The following is a 23,053-nucleotide window of genomic DNA, read 5'->3' as shown; positions in this document are numbered from 1 at the left end:
TATGCTTCGATCTTCTTATGCTTCAGGCTTGAGCGCACCGACGGTGTTCGCGACCTCAAGGAAAGGACGCACCGCAGGCTGATCCGTCACGTGCTGGCCGATGATGCGCTCCATCCACACCATGTCATACCACGTGCGGAACTTGTAACCGCACTGTTCAAAGCGTCCCACCATGCGGTAGCCGAGCTTATGGTGGAAGTCCACCGATGCGTTGCCCAAGTGCTCATCTGGGTGATTTGTCACGGCGATGCAAGCCTCCATGTTGGTGATTCCCATCGCCTGCAGGCTCTGAAAGAGTGCATTGTGCAGCGCGGTGCCCAAACCGAGGCGGCGCACGTCGTTATCAACGTAAATCGAGGTTTCCACCGCCCAGTCATAAGCGGGACGCGCATGGAAGGGACCAGCGTACGCGTAGCCGAGCAGCGTGCCGTTCGGGGCTTCCGCCACGACCCACGGGTAGAACGACAGCGTGTTGTGGATGCGGGTTGCGAATTCCGAAATGCTCGGCACGTCGTATTCAAAAGTGATGGCGGTGTCGCGCACATAATGAGCATAGATCGCATCAAGCTGGCCGGCGTCGCGCGGGGTGGCGACCCTGATGAAGAAATCCGGTGATGACATGCGTGCGTCCTTCCTCTGGTTCGCTCGGCGGCTGCGGGAGGTTCGAGAGGCTGCGAAGAGTCTCGAGGGGTGCGGAGAGCCTTTCGCAACTGCCCTGTGTCTTTCCACCTTATACCACCGCGGCAAGCAGCACGCGAGTTCTTTCAGCTGAATTTCTAGCACGAAGGTGCACGAGGCACGCACGACCTCACGACCTCACGACCTCACGACCCTCTCAACCTCACGACCCTCACACCCCGAACGACGCATGCGATTCACCAGGCGCACAAGACACACCAGGCGCACAAGACACACAAGACAAACTGAGAGTTTGTAACAGACCTGGGGAACATACGAAAAGGGCTCCCGACGAATCGGGAGCCCTAGATTAGCCAATCAGATGAACTCGATCGGCTGTCGAGCAAGAAACCTTACTCGTTGTCGCCAGCGGTTGCCGCGGTAGCGGTCACAGCGCCAGCAGCCTCGGTCTTGGCCTTGGCCTCGTGCCACACCCAGTCGGTGTACTCCGGCGCATCTTCGCCGTTGTCGCATGCGTACTGGAAGGTGTCGATACGATGCTGCTCGAGGTAAGCGATACGATCGGCGAACTTGTCGGCGTCGATTGCACGCAGAGCCTCAGCTTCGAGCTCGAAGCGGTCGAGGTCGTTCACACGCACCATGTCGAACGGCGTGGTGGTGGAACCCTGCTCCTGGTAGCCGTGCACGATGAAGTTGTCGTGGTTCGGGCGGTTCCAGATGAGGGAACGGATCTCGCGAGCATATGCGTGGTATGCGAACAGAACCGGCTTGTCAGCGGTGAAGAGCTCGGTGAACTCTTCGTCGGAGATGGCCTCGTCGTTGTCCTGAGCGTTCTCGATGGAGAGAAGGTCCACAACGTTGACGACCTTGAACTTGATGCCTTCGGCGTCAAGCTGCTCGGCCGCAGCGAGGGTCTCCTGCACCGGGATGTCACCGCAGGTGGCGAGCACGATGTCGGGCTCTTCGCCGTCCTTGACGTTGGAAGCCCACTTCCACTCGGCAACGCCCTTCTCGAGCTCTGCGCGAGCCTCGTCGAGGGTCAGCCAAGTGGCAGCCGGCTGCTTGCCAGCGATGATGGCGTTGATCTTGTTGGTGGACTTGAAGCAGCGCTCAGCAACAGCGAGCAGCATGTTGGCATCGCACGGGAAGTAGATGCCGATCACGTGGTCGTTGTTGAAGTTCTTGTTGAGCAGGATGTCGATGACACCCGGATCCTGGTGCGAGAAGCCGTTGTGATCCTGACGCCACACGTGAGAGCTCACGAGCAGGTTCATGGAGGCGATCGGCTTGCGCCACGGAATCTCACGCACGGTGGCCTCGAGCCACTTTGCGTGCTGGTTCAGCATGGAGTCGATCACGTGCACGAAGGACTCGTAGGAGCTCCAGATGGCGTGGCGACCGGTGAGGATGTAGCCCTCGACGAAGCCTTCCATCTGATGCTCGGAGAGCTGCTCCGTGACCTGGCCGGTGACAGCCATGTGCTCATCAACGAGGGAGGACAGGTAGCCTGCATCCCACTGCTTGTTGGTGACCTCATAGGCAGCGCCGAGACGGTTGGAAGCGGTCTCGTCAGGTCCGAAGATACGGAAGCTATCCGGGTTGAGCTTGATGATGTCGCGGGTGTAGTAGCCAAGGACGCGCGTAGCTTCCTTGCCGCCCTTCATGCCGCCCCAGCCGTGGCCGAACTTCTTGACCTCGGTGACTTCGTAATCCTCGAGCTTCGGAAGCACGAGATCCTTGCGGATCAGGCCGCCGTTGGCGTTCGGGTTGGCGCCGATGCGCAGGTCGCCCTTAGGCATGAACGAGATGACGTCTTCCTTGATGGAGCCGTCTTCGTTGAAGAGCTCTTCCGGCTTGTAGGACTCGAGCCAGTTCTTGAGAACCTGGAAGTGCTCCTCGGTGTCGCGTGCAGAAGCGAGCGGCACCTGGTGAGCGCGCCAAGAGCCCTCGGTCTTCTTGCCATCGATGAACTTCGGGCAGGTCCAGCCCTTCGGGGTGCGGAAGATGATCATCGGGTAGAACGGACGATCAACGTCGTTCGTCTGCGCGGTGGCCTTGATGTCGCAGATCTCGTCCCAGACGTTCTCGAACAGGTCGGCGAAACGACGGTGGATGGACATGTGGTCCTCATCGTCGAAGCCAGCGACGAACTCGTACGGTTCGTAGCCCATGCCGTGGAAGAACTCGTGGAGCTCTTCGTCGGAGATACGGGAGAGGATGGTCGGGTTGGCGATCTTGTAGCCGTTGAGGTGCAGGATCGGCAGCACGATGCCGTCGGTGCGCGGGTTCACGAGCTTGTTGGACTGCCAGCCGGTGGCCAGAGGGCCGGTCTCGGCTTCGCCGTCGCCGACGATGGCCGGCACGAACAGGCTCGGGTTGTTGAAGACTGCGCCGTAAGCGTGGGACAGAGCGTAGCCGAGCTCGCCACCCTCATGGATGGAGCCCGGGGTCTCCGGTGCGTAGTGGGAAGGAATGCCGCCCGGGTAAGAGAACTGACGGAAGAACTTCGCCAGGCCCTTCTCATCGTTGGTGATGTCCGGACGAATCTCGAAGTAGGTGCCGTCCAGGTAGGACTGTGCGGTGCCGGCAGGGCCGCCGTGGCCCGGGCCCATGATGATCACAGTGTTCTGCTGGTGATCGGCGATGAAACGGTTGATGTGGCCGATGAGGAAGTTCAGGCCAGGGGTGGTGCCCCAGTGACCGACAAGACGATGCTTGACGTCATCGCGGGTGAACGGCTCCCTCATGAGCGGGTTCTTGAGAAGGTAGATCTGACCGATGGACAGGTAGTTGGCAGCGCGCCAATACTTGTCAACGCCTTCGAGAGACTCCTCGGAGACTGCTCGGTTGAGCTTCTTCCAAGGTGTGCCAATAACAGGACTCGTCATATGTACTCCTGTAACTTCCTGCACCGCAGTGCGTTTGCCATTAATTTGTGGGGTCAAGGCGTCCCCGCCTTTTTCCCAACCGCAGTACAGCATACGATGTGCATTCGACTTTTGACGCCTTGCGCGACGCGCCAAAAGCCGCGCCGTTTGTGGAAGTTTCACCATGCGACGGAACCCGCCGCCGCAACGGCGCCCTGCTGCGCCCTCTCATGCACTGCATCGGAAAACACAGGCTGGCGAAAAACAAAAGCCGTGAGACCCTGTGTCCACAGGTCTCACGGCTCGTGTTTTCACGGCTGTTGCCGCTCACTCCCACTCGATGGTTGCCGGCGGCTTGCTCGTCACGTCGAGCACGACACGGTTGATGCCGCGGCACTCGTTCGTGATGCGCGTGGAGATGCGCGACAGCACATCGTAGGGCACGCGGCTCCAATCGGCGGTCATGGCATCTTCGGAGCTGACCGGACGCAGCACGATCGGGTTGCCATAGGTGCGCGCATCACCCTGCACGCCCACGGAATGCACGTCGGCGAGCAGCACGACAGGGCACTGCCAGATGTCGCGGTCAAGACCGGCGGCGGTCAGTTCCTCACGGGCGATGGCGTCGGCGTCACGCAGCAGGTCGAGGCGTTCACGCGTGATTTCGCCGATGATGCGGATGCCCAGGCCGGGGCCGGGGAACGGCTGGCGCCACACGATGGCGTCCGGCAGACCGAGCTTCGTGCCGATGGCGCGCACCTCATCCTTGAACAGCGAGCGCAGCGGCTCGATGAGCTTGAAGTTGAGGTCCTTGGGAAGGCCGCCGACGTTGTGGTGGCTCTTGATGTTGGAGGCACCGTCGCCGCCGCCGGATTCGACGACGTCCGGATACAGCGTGCCTTGCACAAGGAATTTCACTTCCCCGCCTTGCTCGCCGGCCTGTGCCATGACTTCGCGCGTGGATTTCTCGAACGTGCGGATGAATTTCTCACCGATGATCTTGCGCTTGCGCTCGGGTTCGGTGACGCCCTTGAGCGCGGTGAGGAAGTCGTCGGAAGCGTCTTCGGCGATGAGCTTGATGCCGGTGGCTTCGACGAAATCATGCTTGACCTGCTCGGCCTCGCCCTTGCGCAGCATGCCGTGGTCGACGAACACGCAGGTGAGCTGGTCGCCGATGGCCTTGTGCACGAGCGTTGCGGCGACGGCGGAATCCACGCCACCGGACAGGCCGCAGATCACATGGGCGTCGCCCACCTGCTCGCGGATCTTGGCGATCTGCTCGTCGATGATTCCTTCGGTGGACCAGTTGCTTTCGAGGCCGGCGCACTTGTGGATGAAGTTTTCGATGAGCTGCTGGCCAAGCTCGGTGTGGCGCACCTCGGGGTGCCACTGCACGCCGTAGAGCTTGCGGGATTCGTCTGCCATGGCGGCGACCGGCGCGCCCGGCGTGGTGGCCTGCACGGTGAATCCCTGCGGGGCCTTCGTCACGGCGACGCCATGGCTCATCCACACGTTCTGCGTGGCGGGAGAGCCGGCGAGGATGCCGGTTGCGTCGCTGACCGTGGCCTCCGTGTGGCCGTATTCACCCAAGGCCGCGCGGTCGACGGTGCCGCCGAGCGCGTACGCCATTGCCTGGAACCCGTAGCAGATGCCGAGCACCGGCACGCCGGCTTCGAACAGCTTGGGGTCGACCTGCGGCGCGCCGTCTTCGTACACCGAGGACGGGCCGCCCGACAGGATGATGGCGCTGGGGTGCTTCGCGATGACTTCCTCCACCGACTTGGAATGAGGAATCAGCTCGGAGTACACGCCGGTCTCACGCACGCGACGCGCGATGAGCTGGGCGTACTGGGCGCCGTAATCGACAACAAGGACGGGACCTTGGGTCATGTAATGCTCCTTGAACTGTGTTCGATGGGCTGGATTGCACGGTCTGTGCCTCTGGCGCGCACGCCGCGCAGCAGAAAACCCGCGCAGCAGCAAGCCTGTGCCGCCACCCGCTCGCTCCAAGCCGGGCAGAAGCCGGGCAGCCAGACCTCTCGTGCCGATTATCCCCACGGCTTGCGACAACGGCGGGCACGGGGCGGCGGGATGACGAGTGACGGTCAGCGACACAGCTCTCAGTTGTCTTCGCCGTACAGCGCATCATGCACGGCGCGCAACTTGCGGTCGCGCTCGGCGGTCGCCTGGCGGGCCTTGTCGCCGGAGTAATCATAGAAACCCTTGCCGGTCTTGACACCCAGTTCGCCCGCCTCATAATGCTGCTTGAGCAGGGCGGGCACCTCATGGGAATCCTCCAGATCCGGCATGAGGTATTCGCTGACATGCTCGAACACATCGATGCCGCCGAAATCCAGCGTCTCAAGCGGCCCCAGACACGACCAGCGGAAGCCAAGGCCGTATTTCATCACAGCGTCGGCGCCTTCAGGCGAAATGATGCCCTTGCTCACCATCGAGCACACTTCGCGCACCACGGCCAGCTGAATGCGGTTGGCGGCGAAACCAGGCACGTCTTTCTCGACGATCGCCGGCTTCTTGCCAATGGCGAGCGCCAAGTCATAGATGGTGCGGGCGACAGCGGGGTCGGTCGCGTCGTTTTTGATGATTTCGATGAGAGGGATGAGCGTGGGCGGGTTGAACCAGTGCATGCCCAAGAACCTCTGCGGGCCGGCGACGGCCGTGGCGAGCTTGTTGATGGACAGCCCGGAGGTATTGGTGACGATGATGGCATTAGGGCGAGCCAAGGGCGAGGCCTGGCGGTAGAAGGCGAGCTTGGCGTCGATGTCTTCCACAATGCTTTCAACGATGAGGTCGGCGTCTTCGAACGCGTGGTCGGACGCACTGTAGTCAATGGAATCGGCGACTTCGGACGCGATGAGGGTCTTGGCGCGGTCGAGCGCAGGCCAGCGATGATTCCACAACGTGACCTCATAGCCTTTGCGTGCGAAGATCTCGGCTATCGAGTAACCCATCGTGCCGGCGCCCGCCACGGTGATGCGACGGATGGACGCGGCGGAATCCGAGTGCTGTGCGGCAGCTGACTGTGCCTGCGCCACAGGGGAATCACTTGCCTGGGAATCAGTGGGAATGGTCGTCTCGTTCATGGGTGTCTCCTTCCACGAAACGCTTCAGCGCGGCTCCCGCGCCGGCAATCGATGCGACCTTGCATCTGCAGCCATTATAGGTGCCAGCGGCTGCGGAGCAGGGTTCCGAGCCGCCGTGTTTGGACGGAACTCTGCCTGCATGGCTCGCGTCTGCACAGAGCCTTGCATCATACCCCGCTGTCGCCGTATGTACCGTATGCACCGTTGGCTCTTCCTTGATGGTTCCTTAAATAATTCGCGATTCTGCTGGTTCTTTATGATTATGACGAAGGAATCATGGAACTATCCGCGCCAGAGAGATGGCCAGGAAGCGGACAGAGGAGCACTAGACACCGGAGCGGCATCGTGCACAATAACCGAGAGAATGCAACAAGGCCCGACGCCACAAGGCGCGAGCCTGACACAGCACGGCGCGAGCCTGGCACAGCACAGCGCGGACAGAAACCACACAAGCTTGCCCGCAAACGCATCATGGAGGCTGCCGATCGACCGCTGCGCCCTGGCACACTTGCCGGCGTTATCGCGCTCCTGCTTGTGCTCGCATTCCTCGTGGGCGCCGTGGTGGGCATCGGCACTATCGGCACGCTGCGGCTTTCCGAACTGCTGCAACGCCTGCTGTGGGACCGCCTGCGTGACGCACTGCCCTCCGCACTGCTGCGACAAATCAGCCCGGTGGCGCTGGGCGTCGTAGGCGGGGCGCTCATCGGCTTGGCGACACAGCGCTTCGGCTACAGTCTGGACACACTGGGGCAGGTGATCGCCAAGGCCAAGGCGACAGGTACCTACCGGCTGCCGAGCGTCGGCAAGTCGCTGGTGCTGTTTCTGCTGCCGATTGCGTTCGGCGGTGCGGTTGGTCCCGAGGCAGGCGTATGCGGGTTCGTGACCGCGGGCGTGTATGCGGGCATCCACGCATTGCGCCGTTCCGGGCTCGCCGCCGTGCGCAACCCCGATCATGCGCTGAGCGCGGCCATCCGCAGCCTCACAGGGGCGCAGGGGCCGGTGGCGCAAGGTGCCGAGCGCCATCCCTTCACCTATGCATACTCCCGCCCTGCTTCGGGCGTGCTGTGGGTGGTCGCCGCCACCGGATTCGTGCTCGGCATCATGGGCTTCGTCACATGCTTCGGCACCGCCGGTTCCCTGCCCCGCTTTGCGCCGATCGACTACCTGCGCACCAGCACCCGCGACTGGATGTGGGCGCTGGCGGCGCTCGTCATCGGCTACGCGCTGGCGCAGTTCTCGCTGCTGTGCCACGCCGTGAGCGGCACGATCGCCACCGCCATCGGCGAGCAACGCCATGTGACGCGCGCAGTGATTGCCGGCGCGTTCCTTGGACTGCTGGCGATCGGACTCCCCGACGTGCTTTTCTCCGGCCAGACCGGCACCGTGGCGCTGCTGGGCAGCTGGCAGCGATCCACGGCGCTGTTCCTCGCGCTCACCTGCCTGGCGAAGCTCGCGGCGACCGCCGTGTGCGTGGCGGGCGGCTGGATCGGCGGCGAGTTCTTCCCCATGATCTTCTGCGGGGTGAGCGCGGGCTATGCGCTGGCGCTGGCAACCGGCTGCGACCCGATGATCGCGGTGGCATGCATCACCGCAGCCCTCGTGAGCGCCTGCACGCGCAAGCCGGTGATCACGATCGTCGTGCTTGCGCTGTGTTTCCCGCCCACCACACTGCCGCTCGTGGCGATGTGCGCGGTCCTTGCGGCAAAGGCACCGGGGTTGCGGAGATAGGGGATGTAGGCAGTGTAGGGGGCACGTCAATCCTTAAACGGCATCGAAAATGAGCATATCCAACTTTTTATAAAAAAGCCCTGAACAGGACATGATGATGGCATGTCCACGGACGGGGACGGAAAGCAACGCCGATCTGCTTTCATCATGACAAGCCACTGTATAATGAAGTAATACAGTGGCATCATCTTAGATTGGGGAGATAAGGAGAGGTTTATGGTTTCATTCACATCAAATGACAGCATTGCGAAGGCGCTCATTCTCGGAGGGGCTGTCGGCGATGCATACGGAGCACCGTTCGAAGGTTTCAAACGTGGAAAGTTCACCCCTTCGTTCACCCCTTCATGGACAAGCGCCGCCATCACCGGAGGCGGTCTTATCGGACGCGCGCCGAAAGGGACGTGGACCGATGACACAAGCATGACCCTTGCGACAATCGCAAGCCTGAAGGACAATGATGGCAATGTGAACACCGCCGACATGTTTTCCAAATACGCGGAATGGGTCAATGACGGGGCATATACCATCGATGGTGTATGCGCGGATTGCGGGGGAACGACATGGCGCGCCATCGTCCAAAAGCATGGATGCGATGACGAGCATAGCAACGGCAATGGTTCCCTCATGCGAATCGCCCCGCTTGCGTTGACCGATGCGACCGATGATGAGATCATGCGCATCAGCGCAACAACGCATGCCCATCCCGTTTCGATGCATGCATGCGTGCAATGGGTCCATGCGCTGAGGCTTGTCATCAGCGGGATGGATGCCGCCGGTGCGTTCGCCGAATCCGCCCGTTACATGCGTGCGAACGGCATGGGATCCGTATCGGAACGGTTCGCCCACATCGGGGATTATGACAAAAGCGAAATCAGCGGAAAAGGCTATGTTGTAAGCACGATGGAAGCCGCTGCATGGTCTGTCATCAATGCCGACAGCTATGAGCAATCCGCGTTCAACGCATGCTCGCTTGGCGATGACACGGACACCGTGGCATGCATCGCAGGAAGCGTCGCCGGGGTGATCCATGGAATCGGCGGAACAAACGGCATCCCGGAACAGTGGATCCAGGATCTACGAGGCATGGAGCTTATCAACACTGCCATCAATGAAATCGAATCATTATGATGACAGCCAATGCAATCATCATCATCATTCCCCTTCTGTGAAACAGGCTGAACATGCCGGCGAAAAACGCAATGGCGGTCATGAAAACACGCATCCTGGCATGCTTGTTTTCATGACCGCCATTGACAGCCGTTCGGATGGAAGGTTTCCGTTCATGTTTCCTGTTTTGTTTTTCGTGAACAGGCCCTCAATGAGCCGATGGTTTCCAAGCATTCCCAGCAGATAGCGTGAACCAGTATATCGAAACCACCAGTGATTTCCCCAACTACACTGTCACCAATCACAATTCGCCGCAATTCACACCCAAGACTTCAGGTCATGCACTGAATAGCAGACGCCACTTACGACTCCGCCCACCGCTCACCATCCACCCCACTCCACCCACCACTTGCCGCAGCGCGGACGGTGTGCCGCGAGCGTCCCGTGACACTGCTAAAAAAGGTACGGACTCATCTCTTATATAAGGTGCGGCAATCCTTATATAGCGCCCCACGCCCAGCGCGCCCGCGCGCCCAGCGCGCCCGCGCGCCCAGCGCGCCCAGCGCCACGCACGCCCCGCGCCACGCGCGCCGCACCCGACAAACAGCAAACCGTCCAGAAAGCAGACACACATGGCATCGAAACTGCTGCGTAAGAAAACCGTGGAGGAGCTCACCGCCTCCGCCACCCCGCTGAAACGCACAATGAAGACCTTCGACCTGACGATGCTCGGCATCGGGGCAATCATCGGCACGGGCATCTTCGTGCTCACTGGCAAGGGCGCGCTCACCGCGGGACCGGCGCTGTCGATCTCGTTCCTGCTTGCCGCGGTGTGCTGCGGTTTCGCCGGCCTGTGCTACGCAGAGTTCGCGTCAATGGTGCCCGTCTCCGGCTCGGCATACTCCTATTCATATGTGGCGTTCGGCGAGCTGATCGCCTTCGTCATCGGCTGGGACCTCATCTTGGAATACGCGTTGCAGGCCGCCACGGTGTCCGCCGGATGGTCCGGGTATTTCAACAAGCTGCTCGAAGGCTTCGGAATCCACCTGCCTGTCGAACTCACCGCCGCCTATGGCACCACTCCTGGCGTCACGACGTACTTCAACCTGCCCGGCTTCATCGTGGTGCTCATCATCACGTGGGTGCTCGCCGTGGGCATCAACCAGACGAAGCGCACGAACGACATCATGGTCATGATTAAGCTGGCCATCATCATCCTGTTCATCGTGTGCACGGTGTGGTATGTGAACCCGGCGAACTGGAAGCCGTTCTCCCCTTACGGCATCTACACGTTCCAGCCCGGCTCGTCCAAGCCAATGGGCATCATCCCCGCCGCTTCGATCGTGTTCTTCAGCTTCATCGGCTTCGACGCGGTCTCGTCGTCCGCCGAAGAGACGGTGAACCCCAACAAGACGCTGCCACGCGGCATCATCTACTCGCTGGTCATCTCCACGGTGCTCTACATCGCGATGACGCTCATCATGACCGGCATCGTCAAGTACCCCGATTTCGCTAACTTCGTGGACGCTCCGGTGGCGGGCGTGATCCTGGCGACCGGCCTCAACTGGCTGGCGTTCATCGTGAACCTGGGCGCTCTCATCGGCATGACGACCGTCATGCTCGTGCAGCTGTATGGCCAGACGCGCATCTGCTATGCGATGAGCCGCGACGGACTGTTCCCCAAGTTCTTCGGCGAGGTCGACGACAAGCACCACACGCCGTGGAAGGGCACGTGGTTCTTCGGCCTGCTCACCGCCATTGCCGGTGGCCTCATCAACATCAACATCCTGTTCGAGCTGGTCAACATCGGCACGCTCTCCGCGTTCATCATCGTCTCCGCCGGCGTGCTGTGGATGCGCCACACGCAGCCTGACGCGCACCGCGGCTTCCGCGCACCGGGCGTGCCGGTTACGCCGATCCTGGCGATCATCTTCTGCGCCGTGCTCATCGCCGGCCTCACCTGGCAGACGTGGGTGCGTTTCGTCATATGGTTCGCCATCGGTTTGTGCGTATACTTCGGCTACAGCCGTCGCCATTCCAAGCTGAATGGACGCCCTGAGCCGGCCGTCGCCGACATCGAATCAGGCAAAGGCCCCGAACCGCTCGTGGACTAAATCCGTGGACTGAACCACGGCAAACCCAAACCCAAGAAGGTGCACATGACCCAGCGAACGCATAGTCGAGCTTCGCGCGCATTGCAAGCGTGCTTCCCCTTCACCATCCCGGTGATGGCCGGCTATGTGTTCCTGGGCATCACCTACGGCATCCTCATGACGAGCTCCGGCATGCCCGTGTGGCTGCCGCCTCTGACCGGCGCCCTCATCTACACGGGTTCGATGGAGTTCCTGTTGGTGCAGATTCTGGCGTCGGCGTTCAATCCGCTGTCCGCTTTCGTCACGGCGCTCATGGTGGGCGCGCGGCATCTGTTCTACGGCATCGCCATGCTCGGCAGGTACCGCGACACCGGCCGCAAGAAGCCTTACCTGATTTTCAGCACCACCGATGAGACATTCGCCGTGAATTATTCCGCCTCCATCCCCGCGGATGTGGACCACGGCTGGTTCTACCTGTGGGTTTCAGCGCTCGACCAGTGCTATTGGGTCGCCGGCACCGCCATCGGCGCGGTGTGCGGGTCCATGCTCACCTTCAACACGAAGGGGCTGGATTTCGTGATGACGACGATGTTCGCCGTCATATTCCTCAACCAATGGCTCACCAGCACCGCCGAAGCGAAAAAACATGGAATCTACGGTTTTCTGCGCTCCCATGCGGCAGAATGCATTGGCCTGCTCGGTTCCCTCGCCTGTCTGCTGGTGTTTGGACCGGATAATTTCATCGTGCCAAGCATGATCACGATCCTCGTGCTGCTCACAGCGCTGCGCGGCCCCATCGAACGCAACCTGCCGGTCGTCGAAAAGCAGCCGGCCCCGGAAAGGCAGGATTGACATGGATCCGCTTCACATCGCCATCACGATCGGCGTGGTGATTCTCGCCACCGTGCTCGACCGTTTCATTCCTTACATCCTGTTCCCATCCGGCAAGCCGATTCCCGCCTACGTGCAATACCTTGGTCGCGTGCTGGGACCGGCGGTGTTCGGCCTGCTCGTCATCTACTGCCTGCGCAACGTGAACCTGCTGGCATGGCCTTACGGCATCCCTGAGGCGATTGCGCTGCTCATCGTGTGGGCAAGCTACCTGTGGAAGCGCAACATGATGGTGTCGATGGCGGCGGGAACCATTCTCTACATGGTGCTCGTGCAAACCGTTTTCGTCGCCTGACGGCACTGCTATGCGGCGCTGTCTGACGGCTGCGTCTCAACCGCACTGTTTCCACAACCTTTCAATGCACTGTTCCCGCTGATTTCCGAGGCTCCACTATGAGCAACAACGCACTGCCTGACTCCACGCCTTCTGCGCCCTCCACGCCCTCCGCGCCCTCCGCGCCCTCCGCAGCCTCCGCAGCCGAGGTGAACGCAAGCTTCCGGCGCGAACTGCGCCGCATCGCACTGCCGGTCACCTTGCAATACCTGCTGCAATCCTCCTTCAGCGTCATCGACCAAGTCATGATCGGCCAGCTGGGCACGGTGAGCGTGGCGGCGATCGGCATCGCGGCAAGTTTCGTGGGATTGTACAACACGCTCGTGTTTTCGGTGGCGGGTGCGGCGAGCATCATCATGGCTCAGTCGACGGCCAAGGGTGATGCGCGGCAATCCGGTCAGGCCTTCTACACGAGCCTCGCCGCAATGAGCGCGCTCGCCGTGATGTGCGCTGCGGCGTGCATCGCCAGCCCCACGCGCATCATGGGGCTGTATTCGACCGATCCGGCGACCATCGCCACAGCCGCGCCATACATCCGCATCTACGCGCTGGGATTCATTCCCCAAGTGGTTGAAAACATCATCGCCGTGTATCTGCGGTGCACGGACGCCGCCAAAGTGCCGCTGTACGCCGGCATCGCCGCAGCGGTGGCGAACACGGCGCTCAACTTCGTGCTGATTTTCGGCACGCCGGTCACACTAGCGCTCGGCGTGCGCGGTGCGGCATGGGCGTCGACGACATCGCAATGCGTGGCGTGCGCGGGCGTGCTGTGGTATTTCGCACGCCGACGCAATGCCGGCCGCCCACGGGCACACGAGAGCATGGCACACGACAGCACGCAGTGGGGTCTCACCCCGGCGCTGTACCGCACGCGCAGCGAACTGGGGATGTTCGGCTCCGTGCTCGCACCCATGGTCGCGGGCGACTTCCTGTGGCAGCTGGGCAACAACGTGTATGCCTCCGTCTACGGTCATCTGAGCACGGACGCCATGGCCGCCATGACCCTCATCAACCCCATGACCACGCTGGTGTTCGGTGCATTGGCGGGACTGGCGCAGGCAGCGCTGCTCATGGTGGGGCGCAAGCTGGGCGCAGGCGATGAGAACGGCGCCTATGCCACGGCGCGCCGACTACTGCGAGACGGCTTCGTGGCGGCGATCGTCATCGCCGGTGCAGTGGTGGCGCTGCGGGGCGCATACGTGCGTATCTTCCAAGTGGACGACTCCGTGCGCGCCATCACACAGCAGATTCTCGTGGTGTTCGCCATCATGTTCCCGCTGCGCGTGGCGAACATGATCATGAGCAGCGGCGTGCTGCGCAGCGGCGGCAAGACCGGCTACATCATGGCCGTCAGCCTGCTGGGCACATGGTGCGTGGGCGTGCCGCTCGCACTGCTTTCCGGTTTCGCATGGCACTGGTCTGTCGTGGGCGTCTATGCGATGATCTCGCAGGAAGAAACCGCGAAAACGCTTATCTCGCTCCCCCTGTTCCGCTCCCGCCGCTGGATGAAGCAGCTGTGAGCGGCGCTACTTGTGATATGACCCCACGCAGCGAAGCGGGTGCATCTTCATTCTGAGGCACCCGCTTGCACCAAGGCACCCGCTTGTACCAAGGAGCAGACCGCCCCAACCGTTACTCTCAGTCCTGCGGTACGCGGCGCAGCACGCCGTAGGCATCCACCTCAAGCTTCCCGTCCTCGACCCGTTGCTTCAGGTCTTCCAAAGTGCGTTCAATCCACTCGGCAGTGGTGCCGATCGGGCGATAGCCGGTGTACTCCTCCTCTTCCAACACCTGAGAGTCCTTGGCGGACGGATCCTTGCAGTCAATCAGGTAGAACGGCCTGTCATCGTCGAGCATGAAGCTCACATCCCATAGACGAGGCGGGCGGGCGAAATCCATGTCGTCGAGATCGACATACCTCGCGCCTGTTTCCGCGTCATACGACTCCACCAGTTCAAGCTCCGGCACACCGCACATGCCAGCCGCAGAAGACACTGCATACGCCGTGACGCGCTCGGTCGCCTGCATCGCAGCACGAAGCGAAGGGAACTGGTAAATGAAGAAGAATCCCACTTCCGCCTGGTTGTTGTAGCAATAGCTCGCTTGCATTGGCGGGCAGACACGCGCCAATCCCTCTCCGTCATGCCACGTCCACACCGCCAGGGCATCTTCGGAAAGCGTCACGTCCCAGCCATGGGCGATGCGCTGCGCTTCCGATTCGTCCAGGCCCGGTTCCAATCGCCGCGGCAGCATGCTCCCAATCGAATCAAGATACGTCGTGTAGGCATCCAATGCCTTGCGCACTTCATCAAAAGCCATCGTTATTCCTCCCCATCGAGCTTCTTGAGCAAATCCTTGACTTCCTGTTCCCCTGAATGGCCCGGCAATCCCCAGTACTGGTCCTCGCGCAGCTGACCGTCCGGATAGACCTTCCAGTAGCCCATTTGCACATACCGGGTCCACGACCGAACCATCTGGGCGAACGGAATGGTATGTATGGAATCCACCCCATAGCCATCGCCAAAATAGGTCAAATAGCCATCGCCGTAATAGGTCAATGTGTCCCCAGGTACCGGAGCATCTTTCAATGCATCAGGGTTCTGCTTTGTGCAGTGCAAAGAGATGTGAGGCTCGCCCCACAGCGTTGCGACAGGAAGTGAATAGACGTCGATGACGCTCTCTGGATCTGCCTTCCGGGACTCATCCTTCAGCACCGGGTTCTTGAGCGCGATGTCAAGTGCATCGCCGAGTGAAGGGAACGACAGGCTCGCCACGATGCCCGCATCGCCGCACCAGCTGTTCGTGCTGCTTTCCGCGGAGGCATCGCCATCATGCCACATCCACAATGCCAGCGCATCCTCCGTCAGGAACAGTCCCCTCTTCTCGGCGGCGTGGAGGGCATCTTCGCGCGTAAGCCCCGGACGAAGCCGGCGCACCACATCCGCTCCATACTCTTGCAATACATCCTGATATTCACGCAATTCCTGCGTTGTCTCTTGGAAACTCATGTTTTGCTCCTTTGCATAGCAATCCCGTAAATCTCAATATTGTCGAATCCGAAGCAAACGGATGGAAGCGACGTGAATGGACAGTGAACAGCGCTATCTCAGCCCTGTGGCACGCAGCGCAACACGCCATATGAATCCACCTCAAGCTCTCCGTCCGACACTTGGCTCCTCAGGTCTTCGAGATGCCGCTCAATCACCTGAGCCACACCCAGACCGCACGGATCAGAAAAACCAAACTCCGTTGTCTTCCGACACAGGGCGTCGAGATCTCCACGGTCCCTACAATCCACCGTGTACACCGGGTGTCCGCGATCCACCATGAACGGCACATCCCATAAGCGTGCCGGCGCGCCAGGCCCGTCCAGATCGACATACGAGACGAAATCCTTGCCTATGTCCTCGAGCATCAACGACTGCGGGTCCCCCGTCGAGGCAGCTTCCGCCACCTCACAATACGAGGCGGCGTACTCCGCGACCCGGAAAGCCACTTTCAACGACGGAAACCGCAGAGTATTGAAGAAACCACCCCGACCACCCAGACACAACGCCGGAAAATCAGCCGCGGCACCTTCCCCATCATGCCATGTCCAAATCGCCAGCGCATCCTCCGGGAGCGTCAGACCGAGTCCATGGGCGGCTTCCTGCGCCTGTGCCTCACTGAGTCCCGGCCTCAGCCGACGTGGAGAAGGGCACCCAATCGAATCCAAATACGCTGCATATGCATCCAGCGCCTTGCGTACATCACCAAATGACATTGCTATTCCTCACGTCCCAATCTCATGTTTGTGCCATCCATTCGGTTCCGCATTGCAGTCCTCATGCTCCATCGCTCTGCTTGCGGCGCTTTAACACATGCTCCCTCTCGAACTCATCGAGGTATCCGGCATACCTCTTAAATCCTGCTCTGAAACGCTCGTTGGCTTCTCGAGTGTATACTCCGTTCTTCGTCTCGAATTTGAACGGTGCGAACTTCTCTTTGACCTCCTGTTCCCCATCGTGACCAGACAGACCCCAGTACTGATTCGTCCTCAACTGGCCGTCGGGATAGACAAGCCAGTACCCCGACTTCACATTGTGGAGCCACTCGAGCAACATGTCAGTGAATATCCATCGGTGGGTATCCCGCAAGTCCCTATCTACGGAACCAAGATAGATTCCAAACTCAATCATGGACGCTTTTTCAGGTCTGATGCACTGCAACGAGATTACCGGCTCGCCCATGAGGGTCGCCACGGGAAGGAAGAACTGAGATATCTCCCGCGCTGACTTCGCTATAACCTCCGGGGCGGCGTCCAAAGGCGGAAGCATGTCCATCCCATTCAAATCAGCCCAATGACGGTATGCATCCCCGGATTGTACCCTGCGCGCGAGCGTAAGCGCATCCGCGAGCGACGGGAAGGAAAGGCCTGCGGCAATCCCCGGAAGGCCATGCCAACCGTTCGCCTCCGAATCCGCCAACGCGTCACCGTCATGCCACATCCACAACGCCAACGCATCGTCATCGAGGAACACGCCGTTGCGTTCCGCCACTCGTTCCGCCTCCTCACGTGTCAGACCGGGACGCAACCTGCGTACCACATCGGCGTCATGTTCCACAAGCAATTCCTCATACTTACCCAATGCGAACGTCGCAAAAGGAAACTCAAATTCGCTGCTAGGCATTAACCATCACACTCCTTCGCACAATCCGCCGGTGGGAATCGACATCTTCGACAGTGTCTTGGAAACGGGAAGCACAATGAATTGGTAGCCTCCCTTTATAGCAATCCCATCAGCTTCAGTATAGGTCGGTTCGGGGCAGAGTCAAGAAACAAAAGCGACATTCCAGTAAAGAGAAGGGAAAACAACAGGAGCGGAATCTGGCAAGTGTGGAATGGCGTCCACATGGCAAGCGGATGAATGCCGACAGACCCATCTTGTTCGTGCGTGTTGGCATAATGAAGCGCGTGAATTCGAACGAAACCCTGACTTTTGCACAAACCGACCTTGAATCCGAGGAGGGCACCCGCCTGCCCGCCGCGGTGTTCTGGGACATGGACGGCACGCTCATCGACTCCGAGCCCTACTGGGCCGATGGCGAGCGCTATGTGATCGAGAAGCACGGCGGCCAGTGGAACGACGATGTGCCGCTTCGCGCGCGCGGCCAGTCCACGCCTCGCCTGCTGGAGATCTTGAAGGAATACATCAGCGAGCCGGTGGATACCGAGGTGCTGCGCTGCGAGATCATCGGCTATGTGATCGGCCGCGAGAAGGAAACCCCGTGCTGGACGACCGGCTCGCTGGAGCTGCTGCGCAAGCTCGCCGCCGCCGGCATCCCGAATGTCATTGTCTCCGCTTCCCCGCGCGCCATGGTGCGCAACATGGTGGAGCAGGCTCCCGAGGGCGCATTCGTCGGCTATGTGTGTGGCGAGGATGGCCTTGCCGCCAAGCCGGACCCGGCACCGTACCTTCGTGCCGCTGAGATCGTGAACGCCAACCCGCAGGACTGCCTCGTGTTCGAGGATTCCAAGGTGGGCTTGGAGTCTGGCGGCGCCAGCGGCGCAACGGTGGTCGCCATCACGGGTTTCACCCCGGAGGGCGTGGTGTTCGATGGTCCGCAGGTGACCAATATCAAGGACTACACCGGCCTTGAGCTGGACGATTTGGCGAACTTCATGGAGCTGGGCTCCATCGAACGCTAGTTGCCGCAGCCAATATGCAATAGGCTGCCTTCGCTTGGATTTGGGCGGAGGCAGCCTTTTTGTTTGCCTTTACTTGCCTGTATGTGATCGGTATTTAACCGGTCTGCCCGTTCCGGTCTGCCTGTTGATTCATTGGCGCCGGCTCACTCCCCGGTGCCGGAGACATCGGTTCGGGCGGCGCTGGCTTCCTGCCGTATCACGTCGAGGGCGGCGTTGAAAGCGTCGGAGGTCCAGGACGCGCCGGCAACCTTGTCCACGGACAGATCCTTGAGGGGCTTGCCTTTCACCACGCCTCCGATCGCGGCGATGAAGTCATCCTGATGGCCTTCCGACACGGATGTGAAGGCATGCCCCACCACCTGCACGTCCGTCACCTGGCTGGCGGCGACGGTGATTGACACGTCGATGCTGTCTTCCCCCACGGGTCCGTACGTGGCGCTGGACTTGTAAGTGCCGTCGGCGTAATCGCCAGTGTCGGCGGTGGTGGCGGCCGAACCCGAGGCGCTGGCGGCGTTGGGAGTGGACTTCCAGCCGGCGGAATCATCGGAACCGTTGCCTGATGAGGATTCCTCACTGCCCGCATACTCGTCGTCGGCAGGCACCGCCTTTGGTTCGCCGCATCCGGCAAGCGAGGGAACGCCCAAGGCAATCACCGCGCCAAGGGCTGCGACTGCCTTGCGCATCGGCGTTTTCGACGGCGCCTTTGACACAGTGCTTGACGCAGCGCTTGACACAGCCTCTGACGCAGCCTCTGACGGAATCGTGGAGTCAACCGCGCGGTCATCCAGTGCATCATCGCCAACCGCATCATCGCCAACCGCATCATCGCCGAGCGCATTGCTGCCGCCGGTCTTCGCGGCTTTCGTCGGATCATCGAATCCTTCGGGTATCGACGCGGCACCGGGTTCATGCGCACCGCTGTATGCCGGACGCCCGCCCATGGCTTCATACCGCCGCTTCGCCTCGTCATCATTCCACTTCTCGCCGGCGAGCACACCATGGTTGAGCATGATCTCACGCTGCGCGCAGGATGCGACGAGCGCATCATGCGTGACCACAATGATTGTGGTGCCTTGCTCATGCAGTTCGCGGAAGAGCCTGAGCACGATCTTCTCATTCGCCTCGTCCAGATTGCCGGTGGGTTCATCCGCCAGGATGATCTGCGGGCAGTTGATGAGGGCGCGGGCGATGCACACGCGCTGCTGCTCGCCGCCGGACAGCTGGCTGGGAAGATGCTTGGCACGGTCGGCCAGCCCCACCTTGCGCAGCGCGTCCATCGCCTGCTTCTCATCGACCACCGAATGGTAGTACTGCGCGACCATCACGTTTTCAAGCGCCGTGAGATACGGCACGAGGTAGAACTTCTGGAACACAAGCCCGACGACGTTCTTGCGCACCTGCGCCATCTGCGACTCGCCCATGTCGGCAAGCTGCCGTCCCTCGATGGTGACGGTGCCGGACGTGGGGGCGTCCATGCAACCGATGATGTTCATCAGCGTCGTCTTGCCTGAGCCGGACGAACCGACGATGGCGAGCCACTGGCCGCGTGGCACGGTGAGGCTCAGATCATCGACGGCGCGCAGGCTGCCGTAGACCTTCGACACGTGGTCGAGGCGCAGCACCATGCCGTCGGCCGCCTGGGCGGATTCCTGTCGGACGGTTTTCTGCTGGGCGGATTGCTGTCGGACGGATTGCGTCGTCGTGTCCGTCTTGCTTGAAACCGCGAGCGCATCCGCGCGGGACGCCGCTTTCTTTCTCCACATCATGATTGCTCCTGTCGCTCCTTGCCGATCGCCCATCGCCCCATGGAATCGATGGGGCGATCGCGCCTGTTGGTTGTTCCTTATTGGATGTCGTATTGGGTTGCAGTGTTGGGTTGCCGTTCTTCCGCGTCGCGCCCTGAGCCACGTAGCGCCACAGACCACGCAGCGCTACAGGTCACTCAGCGCTATAAGTCACTCTTCGCGCAGCACCACCGCCGGATCGATGCGCGACGCCCGGTGCACGGGCCCGACGGACGCCACCACCGTCACCGCCACGGTCACCGCAGCCGACGCCAGCGCCAGCACCCAGTGGAATCCCACGGACTTGCCGAAGACCTGGGTGGCGAGCACGGTGGCGACCGCATAGCCGACGGCGATGCCGAGCACCGATCCTGCGAGCCCATACAGCGCGGATTGGGCGTAGAACTCGCGGGCAATCGACTGCGCGGAGGCGCCCAATGCCTTGCGCAGGCCGATTTCGTTGCGCCGCTGCGAGACGATCGATGTGACGGTCGTCGCCACGCCGATGAGGGTGAGCACGAGCACGACGAGCGACACGATCCAAAACAGCGTGTTGAGCATCGTGATGATGCGCTGGTTCGCGGCGGAGATGCGGCTCACCTTCTGCGCGGTCACATGCCATTGCGCCGAATGCGCGTTGATGGACGAGACCAACGCATCGAGGCCGTCGGCGTCAAGGCTGGAGGCGAACTCCACGGCGTCGGCGCCGCGCTCGGTGCCGCTCAGCTGCTCGACGAGCGCCATGTCGGCGTAGATCATCGAATCCTCTTCGCCGCCGGTGTCGATGATGCCGCACACGCGGAACGATTCGCCACTGGTATCCATGATGTCGCTGGACGCATGCGACGCCGCGGACGATGAGGCAGAAGCCGAGGCAGAGGCAGAATCCGAGGCCTGCGAGGCGGAATCCGAATCATCGTCGGAATCGCCTCGGTATGACATCGTCAGCGACGAGCCGACCTGCAGGTTCATCGCATCCGCGATGTCACGGCCCACCATGATGTTCTTGGTGTCCCCGGATGCCGGCCAATCCCCTTCCACCGTCCAATGCTGGTCAAGCACACGGGTGTCGGCGGGGTTCATGCCGGCGATGATGTACGAAGCCGCATGCACGCGCACGTTCTCATAGCGGTATTCGGCGTGATTCTCCTGCCCGGCGGCATCCACCGCAGCGATCACCTCGTTGAGCGTGGCGGAATCCATGCCCTGCGCATCCGACACCGTGCTGGACGAAGCAGCGCCCTCCGATGCGCCTGCCGACAAGGTGCTCGACGCGGTACTCGACACTGCGGTGCTCGACACCACGAGGTTCGCGCCATACGAGCGGAATTCCTCCGACATCTGCCGCGGCACCTCCAGGCACACCACGGTGAGGCAAAACAGCGTCGCGGCGCCCACGAGCGACGCCAGCACCGCCATCACCGCGCGCGAGCGCCGGCGGAACATCGCGCCCCACAGCATGGTGAAAAACATGCGGCGGTTCGCGGCATTGCTGTTGTTGTTGCTATCACCTGTCATGAAGCACCTCCGCGGGATGAAGCTTGAGAATGGACGCCAGCGACGCAAGAGAGGCGACGAGCACGGCGACGGTGAGCAGCACAGCCACCAGCACGAACACCATCGGCCGCATGGAAATCGACGTGCCGAACACCACGTGCCCGATCAGCTGCGCCATCGCCGACCCCACGCCGGCGCCCACCACGGCGCCGATGAGCGACACTGCGGCGGTCTCGCCTAGCACGAGGCGGCACACCTCGCCGTTGCGAGCGCCCACCGCCTTGAGCAATGCCAGTTGGGCGGAGCGTTCCGCGATGGAGGCTGCCATGAGGTTGGCGACGGCGATGACGGCGGCGATGAGCGTGAGCACGGTCATGACGATCATGACGGCTTGTGTCTTGCTCAGCACCGTGCCTTCGAGCGCCTGCACCTGCCGCACTTGTTTGGCGACGGCGCCGGGGATCACTTCTTCGATCTGGTAGGCGATGGACGAGGCGTAGGCGGTGCAATACCAGGTTTCCCAGTCTTCTTGCGATAGTCCCAGCGGGTCCTTGGCGGCGCGGCGGGCGAGGTCGTTGTCGGGGGTGGTGAGCGCCTTGACTTCGATTTCGTCGATGTCGTCGGTCAGGCCGCTCACGTCCTGCACGATGGCCGATGGCACGTAGAGGGCTGTGTCGTCATCGTCGCCGGATTCGTAGATGCCGGTGATGGTGAGCGTGCGGGAGGGGTGGGTGGAGTCGGCGCCGTCCGCCAGGGTGAGGGTGTCGCCGACGCTGACGCCCAGTTGTTGGGCGAGCGTGGAGCCGACCATCGTTTCGTCGGCGTCGTCGGACGCCCACTGCCCGGTCACCTTCCACCAGCTGCGCATGTCCTTGACGCCGGTGGTGGTGGATTCGCCGGTGGAGGATTGCACGGTCTTGTGGAACCATGTGCCTACGGTCTCCGTGTCGTGCGCGGTTTTCCCTGTGGAGGTGGTGACCTCGAGATGGCGGTGGAGTTCGGGGGCAAACGCCGTGATGTTATAGGACCAGAAGATGGTCTTGATCTTGCTGGCGTCGCTTTCGTGGAGGAATTCGGTGGAGTCCGTCGAGCCGGCGGTGGAACCGTACAGGTTCGAGACAACCGCCTGCGACTTGGGTTGGACGACGATGTTGCTGCCGTATGTGGACAGTTCGGCGTTGAGCTTGTCACCGACGTCGAACACGACGCCGAGCATCGTCACCGACACGGCCGCCGACAGGCATACCGTGAGCGCGATGAGCGCACGCCGTCCCATCTGGTGGTGCAGCGACTGCCTGATCATTCTTAGGAAGAACATGC

18 protein-coding genes and 1 pseudogene are annotated in these 23,053 nt (G+C 61.5%); 7 read left to right on the top strand and 12 right to left on the bottom strand.

The genetic code is table 11. From position 1 onward, the window contains the following. Positions 1-15: 15 nt before the first annotated feature. The 4 genes from CLV65_RS01235 to CLV65_RS01220 form a co-directional block, all read right to left on the bottom strand. The gene (locus tag CLV65_RS01235; RefSeq protein ID WP_094691585.1) at positions 16-621 is read right to left on the bottom strand and encodes a GNAT family N-acetyltransferase; all 606 of its coding nucleotides are present in this window, start codon (positions 619-621) and stop codon (positions 16-18) included. Between the two features lie 410 nt (positions 622-1,031). Then, the gene (locus CLV65_RS01230; RefSeq protein WP_094691584.1) at positions 1,032-3,527 is read right to left on the bottom strand and encodes a phosphoketolase; all 2,496 of its coding nucleotides are present in this window, start codon (positions 3,525-3,527) and stop codon (positions 1,032-1,034) included. 306 nt (positions 3,528-3,833) lie between these two features. After that, positions 3,834-5,396 carry a glutamine-hydrolyzing GMP synthase gene (gene guaA, locus CLV65_RS01225; RefSeq protein ID WP_094691583.1) on the bottom strand — a complete coding sequence of 521 codons (1,563 nt, stop codon included), beginning with the start codon at positions 5,394-5,396 and terminating at the stop codon, positions 3,834-3,836. Between the two features lie 230 nt (positions 5,397-5,626). Then, positions 5,627-6,610 carry a 3-hydroxyacyl-CoA dehydrogenase family protein gene (locus CLV65_RS01220; RefSeq protein WP_094691582.1) on the bottom strand — a complete coding sequence of 328 codons (984 nt, stop codon included), beginning with the start codon at positions 6,608-6,610 and terminating at the stop codon, positions 5,627-5,629. Between the two features lie 471 nt (positions 6,611-7,081). Here CLV65_RS01220 and CLV65_RS01215 point away from each other — a divergent pair, with 471 nt between their 5' ends. From CLV65_RS01215 to CLV65_RS01185, 6 genes are all read left to right on the top strand, one after another. Further along, positions 7,082-8,338 (top strand): chloride channel protein, encoded by a 1,257-nt coding sequence (locus tag CLV65_RS01215; RefSeq protein ID WP_158216105.1) that lies wholly within the window; start codon positions 7,082-7,084, stop codon positions 8,336-8,338. 216 nt (positions 8,339-8,554) lie between these two features. Next, complete coding sequence (locus CLV65_RS01210) at positions 8,555-9,466, top strand: ADP-ribosylglycohydrolase family protein (protein WP_094691580.1); 912 nt, start codon at positions 8,555-8,557, stop codon at positions 9,464-9,466. 611 nt (positions 9,467-10,077) lie between these two features. Continuing rightward, positions 10,078-11,559, top strand: a complete 1,482-nt coding sequence (locus CLV65_RS01200; protein ID WP_094690975.1) for an APC family permease — start codon at positions 10,078-10,080, stop codon at positions 11,557-11,559. 45 nt (positions 11,560-11,604) lie between these two features. Beyond that, positions 11,605-12,390: an AzlC family ABC transporter permease gene (locus tag CLV65_RS01195; RefSeq protein WP_094690976.1), complete on the top strand. Its 786-nt coding sequence runs from the start codon at positions 11,605-11,607 to the stop codon at positions 12,388-12,390. A gap of 1 nt (position 12,391) precedes the next feature. Further along, the gene (locus CLV65_RS01190; RefSeq protein WP_094690977.1) at positions 12,392-12,724 is read left to right on the top strand and encodes a branched-chain amino acid transporter permease; all 333 of its coding nucleotides are present in this window, start codon (positions 12,392-12,394) and stop codon (positions 12,722-12,724) included. Between the two features lie 98 nt (positions 12,725-12,822). Beyond that, the gene (locus CLV65_RS01185; RefSeq protein ID WP_094690978.1) at positions 12,823-14,283 is read left to right on the top strand and encodes an MATE family efflux transporter; all 1,461 of its coding nucleotides are present in this window, start codon (positions 12,823-12,825) and stop codon (positions 14,281-14,283) included. Between the two features lie 118 nt (positions 14,284-14,401). Here CLV65_RS01185 and CLV65_RS01180 read toward each other — a convergent pair whose 3' ends face one another. From CLV65_RS01180 to CLV65_RS01165, 4 genes are all read right to left on the bottom strand, one after another. Then, positions 14,402-15,082, bottom strand: a complete 681-nt coding sequence (locus CLV65_RS01180) for a hypothetical protein (RefSeq protein ID WP_094690979.1) — start codon at positions 15,080-15,082, stop codon at positions 14,402-14,404. 2 nt (positions 15,083-15,084) lie between these two features. Continuing rightward, on the bottom strand, positions 15,085-15,771 hold the full coding sequence (locus CLV65_RS01175; protein WP_094690980.1) for an SMI1/KNR4 family protein: 687 nt from the start codon (positions 15,769-15,771) through the stop codon (positions 15,085-15,087). A 98-nt stretch (positions 15,772-15,869) separates the two neighbouring features. Beyond that, on the bottom strand, positions 15,870-16,526 hold the full coding sequence (locus tag CLV65_RS01170) for an SMI1/KNR4 family protein (protein WP_094690981.1): 657 nt from the start codon (positions 16,524-16,526) through the stop codon (positions 15,870-15,872). Between the two features lie 61 nt (positions 16,527-16,587). Further along, positions 16,588-17,433, bottom strand: coding sequence for an SMI1/KNR4 family protein (locus CLV65_RS01165; RefSeq protein ID WP_094690982.1), 846 nt, complete (start codon positions 17,431-17,433; stop codon positions 16,588-16,590). A 284-nt stretch (positions 17,434-17,717) separates the two neighbouring features. On the opposite strand from CLV65_RS01165, the gene CLV65_RS01160 reads away from it, so the two are divergent. Then, complete coding sequence (locus CLV65_RS01160) at positions 17,718-18,452, top strand: HAD family hydrolase (protein WP_157847182.1); 735 nt, start codon at positions 17,718-17,720, stop codon at positions 18,450-18,452. A 143-nt stretch (positions 18,453-18,595) separates the two neighbouring features. Here CLV65_RS01160 and CLV65_RS08850 read toward each other — a convergent pair whose 3' ends face one another. From CLV65_RS08850 to CLV65_RS01145, 4 genes and pseudogenes are all read right to left on the bottom strand, one after another. Continuing rightward, positions 18,596-19,135, bottom strand: coding sequence for an FMN-binding protein (locus CLV65_RS08850; protein ID WP_169713379.1), 540 nt, complete (start codon positions 19,133-19,135; stop codon positions 18,596-18,598). A gap of 159 nt (positions 19,136-19,294) precedes the next feature. Beyond that, a pseudogene (locus CLV65_RS08845) lies at positions 19,295-20,077 on the bottom strand (ABC transporter ATP-binding protein); the annotation flags it as partial. Between the two features lie 330 nt (positions 20,078-20,407). Beyond that, positions 20,408-21,754 carry an ABC transporter permease gene (locus tag CLV65_RS01150; RefSeq protein ID WP_094690984.1) on the bottom strand — a complete coding sequence of 449 codons (1,347 nt, stop codon included), beginning with the start codon at positions 21,752-21,754 and terminating at the stop codon, positions 20,408-20,410. Next, positions 21,744-23,051, bottom strand: coding sequence for an ABC transporter permease (locus CLV65_RS01145; RefSeq protein ID WP_094690985.1), 1,308 nt, complete (start codon positions 23,049-23,051; stop codon positions 21,744-21,746). Before CLV65_RS01145 ends, CLV65_RS01150 begins: the two co-directional genes overlap by 11 nt. Between the last annotated feature and the right edge of the window lie 2 nt (positions 23,052-23,053).

Source organism: Pseudoscardovia suis (assembly GCF_002797875.1).
Classification (GTDB): Bacteria; Actinomycetota; Actinomycetes; order Actinomycetales; family Bifidobacteriaceae; genus Pseudoscardovia; species Pseudoscardovia suis.
This window is presented reverse-complemented; position numbering and strand designations above follow the sequence as displayed.

What these genes read in the sequence shown, in the direction of transcription:
- CLV65_RS01235 (WP_094691585.1), bottom strand. Translation starts at nt 621, where the DNA reads ATGTCATCACCGGATTTCTTCATCAGGGTCGCCACCCCGCGCGACGCC.
- CLV65_RS01230 (WP_094691584.1), bottom strand. Translation starts at nt 3,527, where the DNA reads ATGACGAGTCCTGTTATTGGCACACCTTGGAAGAAGCTCAACCGAGCA.
- guaA (WP_094691583.1), bottom strand. Translation starts at nt 5,396, where the DNA reads ATGACCCAAGGTCCCGTCCTTGTTGTCGATTACGGCGCCCAGTACGCC.
- CLV65_RS01220 (WP_094691582.1), bottom strand. Translation starts at nt 6,610, where the DNA reads ATGAACGAGACGACCATTCCCACTGATTCCCAGGCAAGTGATTCCCCT.
- CLV65_RS01215 (WP_158216105.1), top strand. Translation starts at nt 7,082, where the DNA reads ATGGAGGCTGCCGATCGACCGCTGCGCCCTGGCACACTTGCCGGCGTT.
- CLV65_RS01210 (WP_094691580.1), top strand. Translation starts at nt 8,555, where the DNA reads ATGGTTTCATTCACATCAAATGACAGCATTGCGAAGGCGCTCATTCTC.
- CLV65_RS01200 (WP_094690975.1), top strand. Translation starts at nt 10,078, where the DNA reads ATGGCATCGAAACTGCTGCGTAAGAAAACCGTGGAGGAGCTCACCGCC.
- CLV65_RS01195 (WP_094690976.1), top strand. Translation starts at nt 11,605, where the DNA reads ATGACCCAGCGAACGCATAGTCGAGCTTCGCGCGCATTGCAAGCGTGC.
- CLV65_RS01190 (WP_094690977.1), top strand. Translation starts at nt 12,392, where the DNA reads ATGGATCCGCTTCACATCGCCATCACGATCGGCGTGGTGATTCTCGCC.
- CLV65_RS01185 (WP_094690978.1), top strand. Translation starts at nt 12,823, where the DNA reads ATGAGCAACAACGCACTGCCTGACTCCACGCCTTCTGCGCCCTCCACG.
- CLV65_RS01180 (WP_094690979.1), bottom strand. Translation starts at nt 15,082, where the DNA reads ATGGCTTTTGATGAAGTGCGCAAGGCATTGGATGCCTACACGACGTAT.
- CLV65_RS01175 (WP_094690980.1), bottom strand. Translation starts at nt 15,771, where the DNA reads ATGAGTTTCCAAGAGACAACGCAGGAATTGCGTGAATATCAGGATGTA.
- CLV65_RS01170 (WP_094690981.1), bottom strand. Translation starts at nt 16,526, where the DNA reads ATGTCATTTGGTGATGTACGCAAGGCGCTGGATGCATATGCAGCGTAT.
- CLV65_RS01165 (WP_094690982.1), bottom strand. Translation starts at nt 17,433, where the DNA reads ATGCCTAGCAGCGAATTTGAGTTTCCTTTTGCGACGTTCGCATTGGGT.
- CLV65_RS08850 (WP_169713379.1), bottom strand. Translation starts at nt 19,135, where the DNA reads ATGCGCAAGGCAGTCGCAGCCCTTGGCGCGGTGATTGCCTTGGGCGTT.
- CLV65_RS01150 (WP_094690984.1), bottom strand. Translation starts at nt 21,754, where the DNA reads ATGACAGGTGATAGCAACAACAACAGCAATGCCGCGAACCGCCGCATG.
- CLV65_RS01145 (WP_094690985.1), bottom strand. Translation starts at nt 23,051, where the DNA reads ATGTTCTTCCTAAGAATGATCAGGCAGTCGCTGCACCACCAGATGGGA.